This window comes from Sphingomonas sp. FW306-05-A (assembly GCF_058782275.1).
On sequence record NZ_JBYSXN010000001.1, the window covers coordinates 103,965 to 119,013 of the forward strand.

Below are 15,049 nucleotides of genomic sequence, written 5' to 3' on the forward strand. Positions count from 1 at the left end.
CATAATGGCTTCCCGCCTTTGCGGGAATGACGGAGATATGTGTGGCTGACCTTGCCGAGATAGAATCGCTGTTGCCGTCGATCGGCGAAGCCGACGCGGTCGCGCTGGAATCCCTGCGCGTCGGCCTGCTCGGCAAGCAGGGGAGCATCACCGCGCTGCTCAAGACGCTCGGCAAGATGTCGCCCGACGAGCGGCTCGAGCAGGGCCCGCGCATTCAGGGCGTGCGCGAGGCGGTGACCACAGCGATTGCCGCGCGCAAGGCCGCGCTCGACCGTGCCGAGCTCGACGCGCGCCTCGCGCGCGAGACGATCGACATGACGCTCCCCGCCGACGCGGCACCACAGGGGTCGGTCCATCCGGTCAGCCAGGTGCTCGACGAGATGGCGGAGATCTTTGCCGATCTGGGCTTCGCGGTCGCGACCGGGCCCGAGATCGAGGACCAGTGGCATAATTTCACCGCGCTCAACATGCCCGAGAGCCATCCTGCGCGTGCAATGCACGACACCTTCTACCTGAAGGCGAGCGAGGACGAAGAGGCCAAGGTGCTGCGCACGCACACTTCCCCCGTGCAGATCCGTACGATGATGGGGCAGGAGCCGCCGATCCGCATCATCGCGCCGGGCCGGGTCTATCGCTCGGACTGGGACGCGACGCACACGCCGATGTTCCACCAGATCGAGGGGCTGGTGATCGACAAGGGCATCACGCTCGGTCATCTCAAATGGACGCTCGAGACCTTCCTCAAGGCGTTCTTCGAGCGCGACGACATCGTGCTCCGCCTGCGCCCGAGCTACTTCCCGTTCACCGAACCCTCGGCCGAGGTCGATGTCGGCTGGACGATGGAGAAGGGCCGCCGCGTGCTTGGCGGGTCCGAGGGCTGGATGGAGTTGCTCGGTAGCGGGATGGTGCACCCCAAGGTGATCGCCGCGTGCGGGCTCGATCCGAACGAGTGGCAGGGCTTCGCCTTCGGGGTCGGGGTCGATCGGCTCGCGATGCTCAAATATGGCATGGATGATCTGCGCCCGTTCTTCGAAGGCGATGCGCGCTGGATCAAGCATTACGGTTTTTCGGCACTCGACGTGCCCACGCTGAGCCAGGGAGTCGGCGCATGAAGGTTACGCTCGACTGGCTCAAGCAGCATATCGACACCGACGCCTCGCTCGACACGATCGTCGAGACGCTGACGCGGATCGGCCTCGAGGTCGAGGGCGTCGAGAACCCCGGCGCGACACTCGCCGCGTTCCGCGTCGCGAAGGTGCTGAGCGCCGCGCCGCATCCGCAGGCGGACAAGCTGCAGGTGCTGAGCGTCGATGCTGGCGATGGCCCGCTTCAGGTCGTCTGCGGGGCGCCCAATGCGCGCGCTGGCCTCGTGGGTGTGTTCGGTGCGCCCGGCGCGACGGTGCCGTCGAACGGTATGGTGCTCAAGGTTGCGGCGATCCGCGGGGTCGAATCGAACGGCATGATGTGTTCGACGCGCGAACTCGAGCTTGGCGAGGAGCATGACGGGATCATCGAGCTTCCTGCCGATGCGCCGATCGGCATGGCCTATCCCGATTACGCCGGGCTCAACGACCCGGTGATCGAGGTCAACGTCCTCCCCAACCGCCCGGATTGCATGGGCGTGCGCGGGATCGCGCTCGATCTGGTCGCCGCCGGGCTCGGCACTGCGAAGCCGCTCGCTTATGCGCCGGTTGCGGGCGCGGGCGCAGGCCCCGACGTGCGTACCGACGATGCCGAGGGCTGCCCCGCTTTCTTCGCGCAGGGCGTCAGCGGGCTCGTCAACGGCACCGCGCCCGAATGGATGCGCCGCCGCCTGACCGCGATCGGTCAGCGGTCGATCTCCACCTTGGTCGACATCACCAATTACGTGATGTTCGATCTCGGGCGACCCTTGCACGTCTATGACCGCGCCAAGCTGTCGGGCGGACTCGTCGCGCGCAAGGCGACCGCGGGCGAGCAGGTGCTCGCGCTCAATGGCAAGACCTATACGCTTGCCGAGACGATGACGGTGATCGCAGATGCAGAGCATGTCCACGACATCGGCGGGATCATGGGCGGCGAGGATTCGGGCGTCACCCCCGAGACGACTGACGTCGTGATCGAATGCGCCTATTTCGACCCGGATTCGATCGCGCGGACCGGTCAGGCGCTGATGCTGACTTCGGATGCGCGCTCGCGGTTCGAGCGCGGCGTGGACCCGGCGTTCCTCGAGGAAGGGCTGGCGATCGCGACACGGATGGTGCTCGACCTGTGCGGCGGCAGCGCGACCGAACCGACCCATTCGGGCACCCCGCCGACGACGCGCAAGCGGATCGCTTATGATCCCGCCCGCGCGGAGACGCTCGGTGGTCTTGCGGTTGCGCCGGAGCGCCAGCGCGAGATCCTGACCGCGCTCGGCTTCACGGTCGAGGACGACTGGACCGTCCTGCCGCCGCCCGCGCGGCGTGACGTGGATGGCCCGGCCGATCTGGTCGAGGAAGTAATCCGCATCGTCGGGATCGATTCGGTCCCGGCGACCCCGCTGCCGCGCGCTGCGGGGGTGGCAAAGCCGACCGCGACGCCGGCGCAGAAGATCGAAAGCCGTGTCCGTCGTGCGGCGGCTGCGCGGGGGCTCAACGAGACGATCACCTGGAGCTTCCTGTCGGAGGCACAGGCGACCGCGATCGGTGGGGCATCGTGGACGCTCGCCAACCCGATCAGCGAGGAGCTCAAGGTGATGCGTCCGTCGCTTCTCCCCGGCCTGCTGGCGGCGGCGGAGCGCAACATGAAGCGCGGCGCCGGTGGCGTCCGGCTGTTCGAACTTGGGCGACGCTATCTCGCCGATGGCGAACGGCCTACCCTCGGCGTGGTGCTCGCGGGCGAGGCACGCCCACGCGGCTGGCAGGACGGCAAGGCGACTCAGTTCACTGCTTATGACGCCAAGGCCGAGGCGCTCGCGTTGCTGGCGGCGGCGGGTGCGCCGGTCGATAACCTGCAAGTGATGGGCGAGGCTGGCGATGCGTGGCATCCCGGCCAGTCGGGCACGCTGCGGCTCGGGCCGAAGACGGTGCTCGCGGCGTTCGGCATGGTTCACCCGCTGACGACGCGCGCGTTCGACGTCGATGGTCCGGTCGCGGCGGTCGAGCTGTACCTTGATGCGATCCCCGCCAAGCGCGCGTCGAGCTTCGCGCGTGCGGCCTATGCGCCGCCGGCGTTGCAGGCGGTACGGCGCGACTTTGCGTTCCTCGTGCCCGACAGCGTCTCGGGCGAGGCGCTGGTGCGCGCGGCGCGCGGGGCGGACAAGGCGGCGATCGTCGGGGCGCGCGTGTTCGACGTCTTCACTGGGACCGGCGTCGAGCCGGGGCACAAGAGCATCGCGGTCGAGGTCACGCTCCAGCCGGGCGACAAGAGCTTCACCGAGGCGGCGCTGAAGGCAGTCGCGGACAAGGTCGTCGCGGCGGCGGCGAAGCTCGGCGCGAGCTTGCGCGGGTAAATAGAAAAGGCCGACCGATCGCGTCGCGATCGATCGGCCTTTCCCTCAGATCAAGGCGATCCGATGCTTAGCGGCAACGGTTCTTTGCGGTGATCGTGCGATCGACCGCGCGACCGGCGAACGCCCCGCCGACGCCGCCAGCGATCGTGCCGAGCGCACCGCCACCGAGCACCTTGTTCCCGAGCAATGCACCGCCGACGCCGCCCGCGACGAGCCCGGTGGTTCCGCTCGAATGGCGGCAGGTGCGGACGTGGCGGCGCGACTTGGCATAATAGCGCTTCTTGGCTTCGGCCTTGGTGGTCGGCATGGCCATGCTGACCGGAACGACGAGCGACGCGGCGGCGAGCGAGAGCAGGAGTTTACGCATCGGAATACCCTTGAATTTATTGTCGACCGTAACGGCGTAGGTTCGGTAACGTTGCAATAGAATGAACGTCGTCGGTCGATGACGGACCTGTTTCGATCCAAAGCGGTGCCGGGCGGACCAATGCCGCGCCAATAATCCACAGCATCGCGCCCGCGCGGAATCCCGCCGCCAGCGCGATATCGGACAGCGTTGCTGCAGGACGCTGGCCGTCGAGCCCGGCAAAATACCAGAATTCTGCGAAATAGGCGGCGACATCCGCCACCGCGAACCATGCGACCGGCCACAAGCGATAGCTCGTCAGCAGCAGCACCGGATATAGCCACAGGTCGAATTGCGGCGAATAGACCTTGTTGGTCAGCAGGAACCACGCGAGCAGGGGCGCGAACAGGATCCAGGGGTGTGCGCCGTGCCGCTTCCACCCTGCGGCGATGATCAGCGCCGCGCCACCGATGAACAGCGCCGCGGACCACAGGTTGCGTTCGGGGATCGTCGTCGCCCACCAGCCCGATTGCGCCAGGATTTCCCAGACCGATCCGGCCGTACCTGCTCGCTCGGACGAGAAAGCGTAGAATTCGGACCAGTTGGTGAACGCCATCGCCGCGACCGGCAGGTTGACCAACGCCCAGCTCCCGACCGCGACCAGAACCAGCACGCTCGCCACCGTGACCCGGCGCGCCACGCTGCCGCCGCCGCGCGAGAACAAGGCACCCAGCCCGAGCAGCGGAAGCATTAGGACCGGGAACAGCTTCGCCGCACTTCCCAGTGCGGCAAGCGATGCCGCGCGCGGCGTATCCCCGGATCGCGCGGACAGCAGCGCCGCCACGGCGAAGGTCACCGCCAGCATGTCCCAATTGTGCCCGAGATACAGCACCAGCGGGGGTGCCGCCGCCCAGGCGTATTGCCGCGCACGATCGACCCCCGCGCGCCGGAGCATCCGGAGCACCAGGAAGGCAAGCGCGGCATTGACCGCCGCCACCACGAACAGGAAATGCGCGGCGGTCGCGCTTGCGCCGAAGACAGTTCGGGTGACGAACCCTTCGATCCAGATCAGCAGCCCCGTCAGAACCGGATATTCCATCCGCGCCTCGAGGTACGGGACTTGCCCCGCGGACACGCCGCGCAAACCCCAGAACGGCACCGCGTCGCTGTAGCAGCCGGTGACATATTGGATCGATCCGCCCCACGCCGCGCCGCAATGCCCCTTGAACGCCCAGCCTAGCAGGCAGGTGAGCGCAAGCACCCAGCGCGGATCGATCCGCTGCGTCCACCGTTCGGTCATAAGCGCCCCCAAATCCCGCAACGTCTTATCCCGGCGCAGCTATTTCGTCGACAGTGTGCGAAAAGAACGTATAAGGAACAGCATGGCGCAACTGGATGTTCAGAGCAAATTGGCGATCCTCGCGGATGCCGCGAAATATGATGCTTCCTGTGCGTCGTCGGGGTCGGTGAAACGCAGTTCGCGCGACAGCAAGGGCGTCGGGTCGACCGACGGCGGGATGGGGATCTGCCACGCTTATGCGCCCGACGGCCGGTGCATTTCGCTGCTCAAGATCCTGCTGACCAACAGCTGCATCTTCGACTGCCATTATTGCATCAACCGCAAAAGCTCGAACGTCCGCCGCGCGCGCTTCACCGCGCAGGAGGTCGTCCACCTCACCTTGTCCTTCTACAAACGCAATTACATCGAGGGACTGTTCCTGTCCTCGGGGATCATCGGATCGTCCAACTATACGATGGAGCAGATGGTCGAGGTCGCGCGCAGCTTGCGCGAGGATCATGATTTCCGCGGCTATATCCATTTGAAGACGATCCCCGACGCCGACCCCGCGCTGGTCGAACAGGCGGGGCTCCATGCCGATCGCCTGTCGATCAACGTCGAGCTGCCGACCGTGTCGGGATTGAAGCGGCTCGCGCCCGAAAAGTCGGCGGTGCGGATCGAGGATGCGATGGCGGAGACGAAGTCCTCGATCATCGACGCGACCGATGCGCGCAAGAAGTTCAAGTCCGCGCCGCGTTTCGCACCAGCAGGACAATCGACTCAGATGATCGTGGGCGCGGATGCGGCGACCGATGGCGACATCGTGCTGCGCGCCTCGACGCTGTACGACAGCTTCGATCTGCGCCGCGTCTATTATTCGGCGTTCAGCCCGATCCCCGACGCCAGCACCGTGCTCCCGCTCCAGCGCCCGCCGCTGATGCGCGAACATCGCCTGTACCAGTCCGACTGGCTGATGCGCTTCTACGGCTATACCTCGAAGGAAGTCGTCGCGGCAGCCGACGAGACCACGGGGATGCTTCCGCTCGACATCGACCCCAAGCTCGCCTGGGCGCTCAAGCATCGCGACATCTTCCCGGTCGACGTCAACCGTGCGCCGCGCGAACGGCTGCTGCGCGTCCCGGGGCTGGGCGTGAAGGCGGTTACCTCGATCCTTGCCGCGCGGCGCTGGCGGCGGCTGCATCTGGCCGACGTCGCGCGGCTGACGGTGTCGATCACCAAGCTGCGCCCGTTCCTGATCGCGGAGGACTGGCGTCCGGTTGCGCTCAGCGACAAGGCGGAATTGCGTCCGGTCGTTGCACCCAAGGTCAAGCAACTGGAGTTGTTCGCCTGACGGTCCATCGACCGAACGGGAGAGAACAGGACGATGCACAGGGTCAAGCTCGCCGAACCCGATGATTTCGACGGCTGGCGCGAAGCGGCGCGCGGGCTGGCGGTGGGCGGTGTCAAACCGGCGGACGTGACGTGGCAGGTCGGGGAGGCGGCGGTCGATCTGTTCGGCGAGGACCTGCCGGTGCCGCAGAGCGATGCGCCCGCCTTCTCGGTATCGCGCGCTTTCGTGGACCTCGCGCGCAAGGCGGTGCTGCATAGCGACCCTGAACGCTTCGCCTTGCTCTACACGTTGCTGGTGCGGTTGCGCGACCGGCCCGGCGCGGTCGAGGACAAGGCCGATCCGCTGGTGCGCAAGCTCGAAGGGTTTGCGCGCGAGGTGCGCAAGGACATCCACAAGATGCGGGCCTTCCTGCGTTTTCGCGAGGTCGAGGTGGACGGGCAGGCGCGCTTCGTCGCGTGGTTCGAGCCCGAGCATCATATCCTGCGCTACAATGCGGGCTTTTTCCTCGATCGCTTCGCCAGCATGCACTGGTCGATCCTGACGCCCGATCTGTCGATCCATTGGGATGGCGAGACGCTTGCCGAAGGGCCGGGTGCAGCCAAGGGGGATGCACCCGCGGGCGATCCGATTGAGGACGTGTGGAAGACCTATTACGCCTCCATCTTTAATCCCGCTCGGGTCAAGATCGGCGCGATGCTCAAGGAAATGCCAAAGAAATATTGGAAGAACATGCCCGAGACCGCCCTGGTCCCGGGGTTGATCGCATCGGCACAGGCACGGGAGTCGGGAATGATCGCACGCGCGCGGGACGAAGTCGGGGGCAACAGCACGATCGCGTGGGATGCGCTGCGTGACGAGGCGTCGGCCTGCACGCGTTGCCCCTTATATGGTCCGGCAACGCAGACGGTGTTCGGCGAAGGGCCGGTCGACGCGCCGTTGATGTTCGTCGGCGAGCAGCCGGGCGATCAGGAGGATCTCGCCGGGCGGCCGTTCGTGGGGCCAGCGGGGCAGCTTTTCGACCGCGCGCTGGCGGCGGCGGGGGTGGATCGGACGCGGACCTATGTCACCAACGCGGTCAAGCACTTCAAGTTCGAGCAGCGCGGCAAGCGGCGCATCCATTCCAAGCCGGGGGCGGGCGAGATCGATGCGTGTCGCTGGTGGGTCGAGCAGGAGCGGTTGCTGATCAAGCCGCAGGTGACGGTCGCGCTGGGGGCGACCGCGGCGCGCAGCTTGCTCGGCCGGGTGGTGACGATCGGCAAGGAGCGGGGGCGCCCGATTGCGCTCGCCGATGGCAGCACGTGCTGGATCACGGTACATCCGAGCTATCTTCTGCGCCTGCCTGATCCGGCGGCGGCGGAGGTGGAGTTCGCGCGGTTCGTCGAGGATCTGCGGATGGCGGGGGCGGGTGTGGCGGGGTTTGCCGCCTGACGTCTCCCCAACAGAAATCGGAGTCGGGTCACGTTGCAACCCGGCATAGGCTGGGCGCGAAAATGACTTTCGAAAGATGGGGAAAAGGTGGGGAGCTTCTGTTGCTCGGTGCTCCCCGTACCGCCGGTGTCCGCTTCTGTTGCCCGGTGCGGCCCGAACCGCGCTTAGCTTAGTAACCTAGACCGTTAGGCCTTGAGTTACGCTGCAATCGCGAGTGCTTCGTTATCGTTTGCACTTGTGGTTTTGAGCCTTTTACAGGTTACTCAGCCCGGGAAAAAACAGCGCTTTTCGAAACACGTCGATCCTGCTTCGGCCCCGTCATGACCGGTCTGGCTGAAAGCCGTGGCCGGTTGTGGTGGAGCCGCCGGGTACTGCCCCCGGGTCCGTTGTATCTATTGCACGCCGCACTTTATCGCCATAGCCGGGCGAACCCGGCGAAACCGATATAGGTGCTCGGTCGGGAATGGGAAGCCTGCAATTTGCGGGATAAAATGGGACAGCGCCTTTGACTCGCCACAAAAGCGGTGCATGGGGTATAGTATCATGCTGACTCAACGTTCCCGCTATGCGCTGCGCGCGATGATGTTCCTTGCCGAAGCCCCCAAGGACAGCCCCCCGATCCCGATGAACCGGATTGCGTTGGAGGCCAACGTTCCCCGCAAGTTCCTCGAACTCATTCTCGCGGACTTGCGCGAGGCGGGGTTCCTCCACAGCTTTCGCGGCAAGATGGGCGGCTATTGCCTTGCGCGTCCGACCCACCTGATCTCGCTGGGCGAAATCATCCGCGTGATCGAGGGGCCGCTTGCGCTGGTCCCGTGCGTCAGCCGGACCGCCTATCGTTCGTGCAATGATTGCAAGGACGAGGCGAGTTGCGCGATCCGCCATGCGATGATGCGCGTTCGCGACGAGACTGCGCGGATACTCGACGGGACCAGCCTTGCCGATTCGGTATCGGAAGACCTGGTCGCCGCCTGAGGGGCCGCCGAACGCTCAGCTGCGGTCGAGAACGTCGGACGAGATCGGCCGCCGCTTCAGCTCGTCGCGAATTTCGCGCAGCAGCGTGACGTCGGCGGGCTCGACCGGCTCGCTTGGGGTTTCCGGCGGCTTGGGCATCAGGCGATGGACGCCGCGCACGATCAGGAAGATGATGAACGCGACGATCAGGAAATTCACCGCTGCCGTCAGGAACGCGCCATAGCCGAACAGCGGGACGCCCGCCTTCTTGAGCGCGGCATAGTCCGACGACCCCGCCAGCGCCGCTGGCACCTTGCCAAGCACCAGGAAATAGCTCGAAAAGTCCAGGCCACCGAGGATCCGACCGATCACCGGCATGATCACGTCGTCGGTCAGGGACGAGACGATCTTGCCGAACGCCGCGCCGATGATGACCGCCACGGCGAGATCGAGCACGTTCCCCCGTGCGATGAACGCCTTGAACTCCTTGAACATACGCTAACCCCAACCGATTTTGTTTCGTGTCGCTATCGTACCCGGCTATCATGCTGGTGCAAGGTCTGGAGGGATCCCAAAAATGAAGTACCGCACGTTGTTCGTCGCCTCGGCTGGTCTCGCGCTGACGACGTCGTTGTCGGGCTGCGGCCTCAATAGCGTCCCGACGCAGGAGGAAAATGCCAAGGCCAAATGGGCCGACGTCGAAAACTACTATCAGCGGCGTGCCGACCTGATCCCCAATCTCGTCGCGACGGTGAAAGCCGCCGGTGCGCAGGAAAAAAGCATCCTCGTCGAAGTGACGCAGGCACGTGCCGGGGCAAACCAGGTCAAGCTCTCGGCCGACCAGCTCAACGATCCAGCGAAGGTCGCGGCGTATGAGAAGGCGCAGTCGAACGTGACGCTATCGCTCCAGCGGCTTCAGGAAGCGTATCCCGAGCTCAAGAGCCAGGGGAATTACGCCACGCTGATGGATCAGCTCGAGGGCACCGAGAACCGCATCTCGACCGCACGCCACGATTACAACGGCGCGGTGCAGAGCTACAACACGACGATCCGTACCTTCCCTGACGCGATCGGCGCGAAGGTCATCTACGGCGCGAAGCCGCTCGTCCCGTTCAAGGCGACGACCCCGGGTTCGGACCAGGCGCCGACGGTGAATTTCGGCAACACCAACTGATCGGGGGGCTCAGGCCCGTTCCATGACCATCCTGAAATCGATCCTGGTCGCGGTAGCGGTGCTTCTCGGCACCGCTGCCGCGGACGCGCAGACCTATCCCAAGTTCACCGGGCTGGTGGTCGATGCGGCGAATGTCCTCCCGCCCGCGACCGAGGCGGACCTGACCGCAAAGCTCGAGGCGTTGCAGAAGGACACCAAGCGCCAACTGGTGGTCGCGACGATTCCAAATCTGGAGGGACGCGAGCTTGAGGAATATGGCGTCGGGCTCGGGCGCGCCTGGGGCGTCGGCCTGAAGGACGTCAATAACGGCGCGATCCTGTTCATCGCGCCCAACGAACCCAAAGGGCATCGCGGGCCGCGGATCGAGGTCGGCTATGGGCTCGAGCCGCTCCTGACCGACGCGTTCACGGGCCGCGTGATCCGGGAACAGATGATCCCCAAACTCTCGCAATCGGGGGATATCCCCGGTGCGATGGAGGCAGGCACCGACGCGCTGATCGCGCAATTGCGCGCATCGCCCGAGGAAGCGAAGGCGGAAGTCGACGCGGCGGCAAAGGAATTCGACAAGACACACCGGCGTTCAGGCAATGGCGGCGGGATTCCCTTCGGCCTCATTTTCTGGGGCATGGTGATCGGCTTTGTCCTGTTGTCCGTGCTCCGTCGCGGTGGCGGCGGTGGCGGCGGTGGTGGGGGCGGCGGCGGTGGCGGCGGCGGTCGTGAGTATCGCAGCGGCATCGCACCAGCGATCCTGTGGGGCGCGACCATGGGCGGCTGGGGCGGCGGCACGGGTGCAGGTTCCGGCGGCGGCTGGGGCGGTGGTGGTGGCGGCTCCGACGGCGGGTCGGACGGCAGCTGGGGCGGCGGTGGGTTCACCGGCGGTGGCGGCGGATCGTTCGGCGGCGGCGGCGCATCGGGGGATTGGTGATGACACGGACACCCCGGCTCGGCGCCGATGACCATGCCCTTGTGCTTGCCGCGGTAAAAAGCGCCGAGGAGGGCACCGACGGCGAGATCGTTACGATCGTAACCGATCGTTCGGATAACTATGACGACACGGCGCTATTGGTTGCCATACTGGCAATGCTGCTGGTCGTCGCCTTGGCGACGGTTGATCCGGCGTGGATCGAACGGTGGTTGAGTGGTTTCACGCAGGGCTGGGACGCCGAGCCTGATCCACGCCTGCTGGTTGGGCTGATCCTCGTTGCGCAGACGTTGGTGTTCCTGGTCGTGCGCCTCGCGTTGTCGCACATGCCGCTGCGGCTTGCGCTCGTGCCCAAGACGATCCGGCGGCGGCGGGTCCGGCGACGGGCGATCCGCTATTTCAAGGTCGGTGCTGAACGCCGTACCGCGACGCGTGTCGGCATCCTGCTGTATCTCTCGCGCGACGAGCGCATGGCCGAGATCGTTGCGGACGAGGCGATTCACCGCGCGGTGCCTGCCGAACGCTGGGGCGATGCGATGGCCGCGCTCGTCCACGAGACTCGCTCGGGCAATCCCGGGGCCGGGATGGCCGCCGCGGTCGAGCGGATTGGCGCGATCCTGTCCGACAGCTTCCCCAAGACCGAAACCGACCGCAACGAACTTCCCGACAGGCTGATCGAGTTATGACCGCAGAGACCGTCTGGAGCGGCAAGTACATCAAGGTCATCAAGGATGGCACCTGGGAATATGTCGGCCGCGCGCACGGCATTCAGGCGGCGGTGATCCTTGCGATCGACGACGGCCATGTCCTGCTGGTCGAGCAGTTTCGCGTGCCGTTGGGCCGGGCGTGCCTCGAGCTGCCAGCGGGTCTGGTCGGTGATGAGGATGCGGGCGAGAGCGTGATCGACTCCGCCGCGCGCGAGCTTGAGGAAGAAACCGGTTACCAGGCCGATTCGATCGAATCGCTTGGCTTCTTCCATTCCTCGCCGGGTATGGTGTCGGAAGGGTTCACGCTCGTTCGTGCGCGCGGCTTGCGCAAGGTAAACGACGGCGGCGGGATTGAGGGCGAAGGTATCACCGTCCACCGCGTACCGGTTACCGAGATCGCCGCATTTGTGGTCGATAAACGGGCCGAGGGGCTGGCGATGGACGTCAAGCTTCTGCTGCTGCTCGGCGCCGGAATGCTCAGCGATTAAAGCGCGGCGCTTTCACCCCGATTCGTTTGCCCGGCGCCGAGTCGAGAAAGCCATGCAGCGCAGGTTTCTCGACGACGCCCGAAACGAACGGCAGGGGCCTTAGCAAACGCCGGGTCGCCCCGATTACCGGAAGTTGTCGGCGTAGCTCTGCAGCTTTAGCGTGCGCTGGGGGGCAGGGACGATCGTGAAGGCGAGGCCTTCGCGCTCGGCATAGGCCACTGCGGCTTCCTGCGTCGGAAAATCCAGGCGGACTTGGTCGCGCGTGTCGCCCGATCCCGCCCAGCCGGTCAGCGGATCGGGCTGCTTGGCTTCGGCAGGAGCGAAATCGAGCACCCAGGTTGAGGTGCGAGCCCGTCCGGAGGACATGGCGTTCTTGGGGCGCTGATAGATTCGGGCGATCGACATAAGGGTTCCTTATCGTGCTTCGCGCGCGCGCGCATCTGCGTTTTTCGTCCGAAGTGTCGCGGCGGCGGATGCAGGGTCGTCCGGCCACGGATGACGAGGATAGCGACCACGCATTTCGCGCGCGACATCCGCCCAGCTTCCCGCCCAGAAGCCAGCCAAGTCACGCGTTGTCTGGATCGGGCGTCCGGCGGGGGAGGTGAGGCTCAGCACCAGCGGCACGCGCCCGCCACCCACCATCGGATGCACCGCCAGTCCGAACAACGCCTGCGGCCGCAAGTCGACTCGCGGGCCGCCCTCGGCAGCGTAGTCGATCGCATGGCCGCTGCCCGCGGGACTGTGGAAATGCGTCGGTGCCAACCGGTCGATCGCGCTCAACGCATCCCAGCCGATCACCCCGCGCAGTGCCTCCGTCAGCGCAGCGGAGTCGATCGCATCGAGCCGACGCTTGCCGTCGAGCACGGGCACGAGCCATTCGTCCGCCCGCGCCAGCAGCGCATCGTCATCAAGCGCCAGATCCGCACCGCCATGCGCCGCAGCGAAGGCCGCACGGTGGCGCAGCGCCTGCGCGGCGTCGCTCCACGGCAACCGCGCAAGTCCGTGCGTCCGGAGCCCGTCGAGCAAGGCGGCGGCGATCGCAGCGGGGTCGGCGTTCGCATCGGGGCCGCTCGACAGGCGCAGCGCGCCAAGCCTGCGTTCACGTTTCGCGGTCACGCCGCCGGTCGCTGGATCGAACGTCACGGTGCGGTGGGTCTCGATCCGCTCGCGGAACAAGGTCTCGATTGTCGCCGGATCGATCGCGGCGGCGGACAGGATCCGCGCGCCCGATGCCAGGCCCTGCGTCTCGGCGACAGCCAGCCATTCCGTGCGTGCTAGGCTGCTTGTCGCGTCGAGCTTGAATCCGCGCCCGCCGACCGAAGCCCATGTCTCGCCCGATGCGTCACGGCGGCGCGCAATCCGGTCGGGAAAGGCGAGTGCGATGGCGATCGCGGTCTCCGCTTCGCCCAGCGTGGGCGCGGAGACCGGAGCGGCGGGAACAAGCGTCGTCCATCGCCGTGCCAGTTTGCGTCCACCCTCTGCGCGCTGGCCACGTTCGCCGCGCCACCGCCGCCGCCGCGCGTCCAGATCCACGTCGTTCCCGCCAAGCCCACGCTCGCCAAGCAAGACCGCGACCTCCGCCGCAGCGCTCGCCATGCCGAGCGCCCCTGCCCGGACCAGCATGTGCCCAAGCCGCGGGGCAAGCGGCAGCCGCGCGATCGCCTTGCCGTGTGCAGTCGGTCGGCCGTCCGAGTCGATCGCATCGAGCGCCATCAGCCGTGCGCGTGCTTCCCGCACCGCCGCCTCGGTCGGCGGATCGAGCCATGCCAGCGATCGTGGATCGGCAACCCCCCATAAAGCGCAGTCGAGCGTCAGCGCGGACAGGTCCGCCTCGAGGATCTCGGGCGGATCGAAGCGCGGGAGTCCGGCGGTGGCGGCTTCTTCCCACAAGCGATAGGCGGCACCGGGTGCCTGGCGCGCGGCGCGACCCGCGCGTTGCGTGACCGCGGCCTGGCTCGCGCGTTCGGTGACGAGCCGCGTCATTCCGGCGGCCCGATCATAGCGTGGGCGTCGCGCGAGCCCTGAATCGACGACGACGCGGATGCCGTCGAGCGTGAGGCTGGTTTCCGCGATCGAGGTGGCGAGCACGACCTTGCGCGCGCCTGACGGATCGGGCGCGATGGCGGCACGCTGGGCGGCGGGATCGAGGCTGCCGTGGAGCCTGTGCAGCATGATCCCTGCGCCGAGCCCGTCGAGTCGTTCGGCGGTGCGCTCGATTTCCGCCACCCCCGGCAGGAATGCCAGCACACCGCCCGTCTCCTCCCGCAAAGCAAGCTTGATGGCGGCGGCGACCGAATCCTCGATCCGCGCCTCGCTCGCACGCCCGAGATGGCGCAGCGTCAGCGGATACATCCGCCCTTCGCTTTCCAGGATCGGCGCATCCCCCATCAGCCCCGAAAAACGCGCCCCATCCAGCGTCGCCGACATCGCCAGCAGACGCAGGTCGGGACGCAGCCCGGCTTGCGCATCCAATGCCAAGGCGAGCCCGAAATCGCTGTCGAGGCTGCGTTCATGGACTTCGTCGAACAGCACCGCCGAAATGCCCGTGAGTTCGGGATCATCCTGGATCCGCGCGACGAAAATCCCCTCGGTCACGACCGTAACCCGGGTTGCGCCGGACCGCTTGGAATCCATCCGCGTGGCATAGCCGAACGTCTTGCCGACCGGTTCGCTCGCTTGTGCTGCCATCCGCTCGGCAGCCGCGCGGGCGGCAAGGCGGCGGGGGGAGAGCAGCAGGATCTCGCCGGAGCACCAGGCTTCGCCCAGCAGCGCGGGCGCGACCGCGGTGGTTTTGCCGGCCCCCGGCGGTGCGACCAGCACCGCGTTCGCCGCGGTGCGCAGCGCGACAAGCAACGCAGGCAGGACGGCATGGATTGGCAGGACGGATGTCACCCGGCATCCCTACCGCAGGATTGCGCGGATGGAAGC

The 15,049-nt window shown here is 66.6% G+C and carries 14 protein-coding genes and 1 other RNA gene; 9 read left to right on the forward strand and 6 right to left on the reverse strand.

Features of this window, described 5'->3' with window-relative positions:
* The first annotated feature begins 26 nt into the window (after positions 1-26).
* Positions 27-1,112 carry a phenylalanine--tRNA ligase subunit alpha gene (gene pheS, locus AC3WJR_RS00545; RefSeq protein ID WP_492721398.1) on the forward strand — a complete coding sequence of 362 codons (1,086 nt, stop codon included), beginning with the start codon at positions 27-29 and terminating at the stop codon, positions 1,110-1,112.
* Positions 1,109-3,472: a phenylalanine--tRNA ligase subunit beta gene (gene pheT / locus AC3WJR_RS00550; RefSeq protein WP_492721400.1), complete on the forward strand. Its 2,364-nt coding sequence runs from the start codon at positions 1,109-1,111 to the stop codon at positions 3,470-3,472. Before pheS ends, pheT begins: the two co-directional genes overlap by 4 nt.
* A gap of 67 nt (positions 3,473-3,539) precedes the next feature.
* Here the strand turns inward: pheT and AC3WJR_RS00555 are convergent, their stop codons facing one another.
* Both AC3WJR_RS00555 and AC3WJR_RS00560 read right to left on the reverse strand, forming a co-directional pair.
* Positions 3,540-3,839: a hypothetical protein gene (locus tag AC3WJR_RS00555; protein ID WP_492721401.1), complete on the reverse strand. Its 300-nt coding sequence runs from the start codon at positions 3,837-3,839 to the stop codon at positions 3,540-3,542.
* Positions 3,840-3,855: 16 nt separating this feature from the next.
* On the reverse strand, positions 3,856-5,118 hold the full coding sequence (locus AC3WJR_RS00560; protein ID WP_492721402.1) for a hypothetical protein: 1,263 nt from the start codon (positions 5,116-5,118) through the stop codon (positions 3,856-3,858).
* An 82-nt stretch (positions 5,119-5,200) separates the two neighbouring features.
* Here AC3WJR_RS00560 and AC3WJR_RS00565 point away from each other — a divergent pair, with 82 nt between their 5' ends.
* Both AC3WJR_RS00565 and AC3WJR_RS00570 read left to right on the forward strand, forming a co-directional pair.
* Positions 5,201-6,448, forward strand: a complete 1,248-nt coding sequence (locus tag AC3WJR_RS00565) for a putative DNA modification/repair radical SAM protein (RefSeq protein WP_492721404.1) — start codon at positions 5,201-5,203, stop codon at positions 6,446-6,448.
* Positions 6,449-6,481: 33 nt separating this feature from the next.
* Positions 6,482-7,876: a UdgX family uracil-DNA binding protein gene (locus AC3WJR_RS00570; protein ID WP_492721405.1), complete on the forward strand. Its 1,395-nt coding sequence runs from the start codon at positions 6,482-6,484 to the stop codon at positions 7,874-7,876.
* Between the two features lie 125 nt (positions 7,877-8,001).
* On the opposite strand, the gene ssrA is transcribed toward AC3WJR_RS00570, so the two are convergent.
* Positions 8,002-8,350: a transfer-messenger RNA gene (gene ssrA, locus AC3WJR_RS00575) on the reverse strand.
* Positions 8,351-8,419: 69 nt separating this feature from the next.
* Here ssrA and AC3WJR_RS00580 point away from each other — a divergent pair.
* On the forward strand, positions 8,420-8,851 hold the full coding sequence (locus tag AC3WJR_RS00580; RefSeq protein ID WP_492721407.1) for an RrF2 family transcriptional regulator: 432 nt from the start codon (positions 8,420-8,422) through the stop codon (positions 8,849-8,851).
* A gap of 15 nt (positions 8,852-8,866) precedes the next feature.
* On the opposite strand, the gene mscL is transcribed toward AC3WJR_RS00580, so the two are convergent.
* Positions 8,867-9,325, reverse strand: a complete 459-nt coding sequence (gene mscL / locus AC3WJR_RS00585; protein WP_354284076.1) for a large conductance mechanosensitive channel protein MscL — start codon at positions 9,323-9,325, stop codon at positions 8,867-8,869.
* Between the two features lie 82 nt (positions 9,326-9,407).
* Between mscL and AC3WJR_RS00590 the strand changes: the two genes are divergently transcribed.
* From AC3WJR_RS00590 to AC3WJR_RS00605, 4 genes are read left to right on the forward strand one after another with little or no spacing between them, the layout of a single operon-like run.
* On the forward strand, positions 9,408-10,004 hold the full coding sequence (locus AC3WJR_RS00590; RefSeq protein WP_492721409.1) for a LemA family protein: 597 nt from the start codon (positions 9,408-9,410) through the stop codon (positions 10,002-10,004).
* Between the two features lie 22 nt (positions 10,005-10,026).
* Positions 10,027-10,929, forward strand: a complete 903-nt coding sequence (locus AC3WJR_RS00595; RefSeq protein WP_492721410.1) for a TPM domain-containing protein — start codon at positions 10,027-10,029, stop codon at positions 10,927-10,929.
* Positions 10,929-11,612, forward strand: coding sequence for a TPM domain-containing protein (locus tag AC3WJR_RS00600; protein ID WP_492721411.1), 684 nt, complete (start codon positions 10,929-10,931; stop codon positions 11,610-11,612). Before AC3WJR_RS00595 ends, AC3WJR_RS00600 begins: the two co-directional genes overlap by 1 nt.
* Positions 11,609-12,121 (forward strand): NUDIX hydrolase, encoded by a 513-nt coding sequence (locus tag AC3WJR_RS00605; RefSeq protein WP_492721412.1) that lies wholly within the window; start codon positions 11,609-11,611, stop codon positions 12,119-12,121. The genes AC3WJR_RS00600 and AC3WJR_RS00605 overlap by 4 nt, the downstream gene beginning before the upstream one ends.
* Before the next feature lie 123 nt (positions 12,122-12,244).
* Here AC3WJR_RS00605 and AC3WJR_RS00610 read toward each other — a convergent pair whose 3' ends face one another.
* Both AC3WJR_RS00610 and hrpB read right to left on the reverse strand, forming a co-directional pair.
* Positions 12,245-12,526: an ETC complex I subunit gene (locus tag AC3WJR_RS00610; RefSeq protein WP_354284085.1), complete on the reverse strand. Its 282-nt coding sequence runs from the start codon at positions 12,524-12,526 to the stop codon at positions 12,245-12,247.
* A gap of 9 nt (positions 12,527-12,535) precedes the next feature.
* The gene (gene hrpB / locus AC3WJR_RS00615) at positions 12,536-15,013 is read right to left on the reverse strand and encodes an ATP-dependent helicase HrpB (protein WP_492721413.1); all 2,478 of its coding nucleotides are present in this window, start codon (positions 15,011-15,013) and stop codon (positions 12,536-12,538) included.
* Positions 15,014-15,049 lie beyond the last annotated feature (36 nt).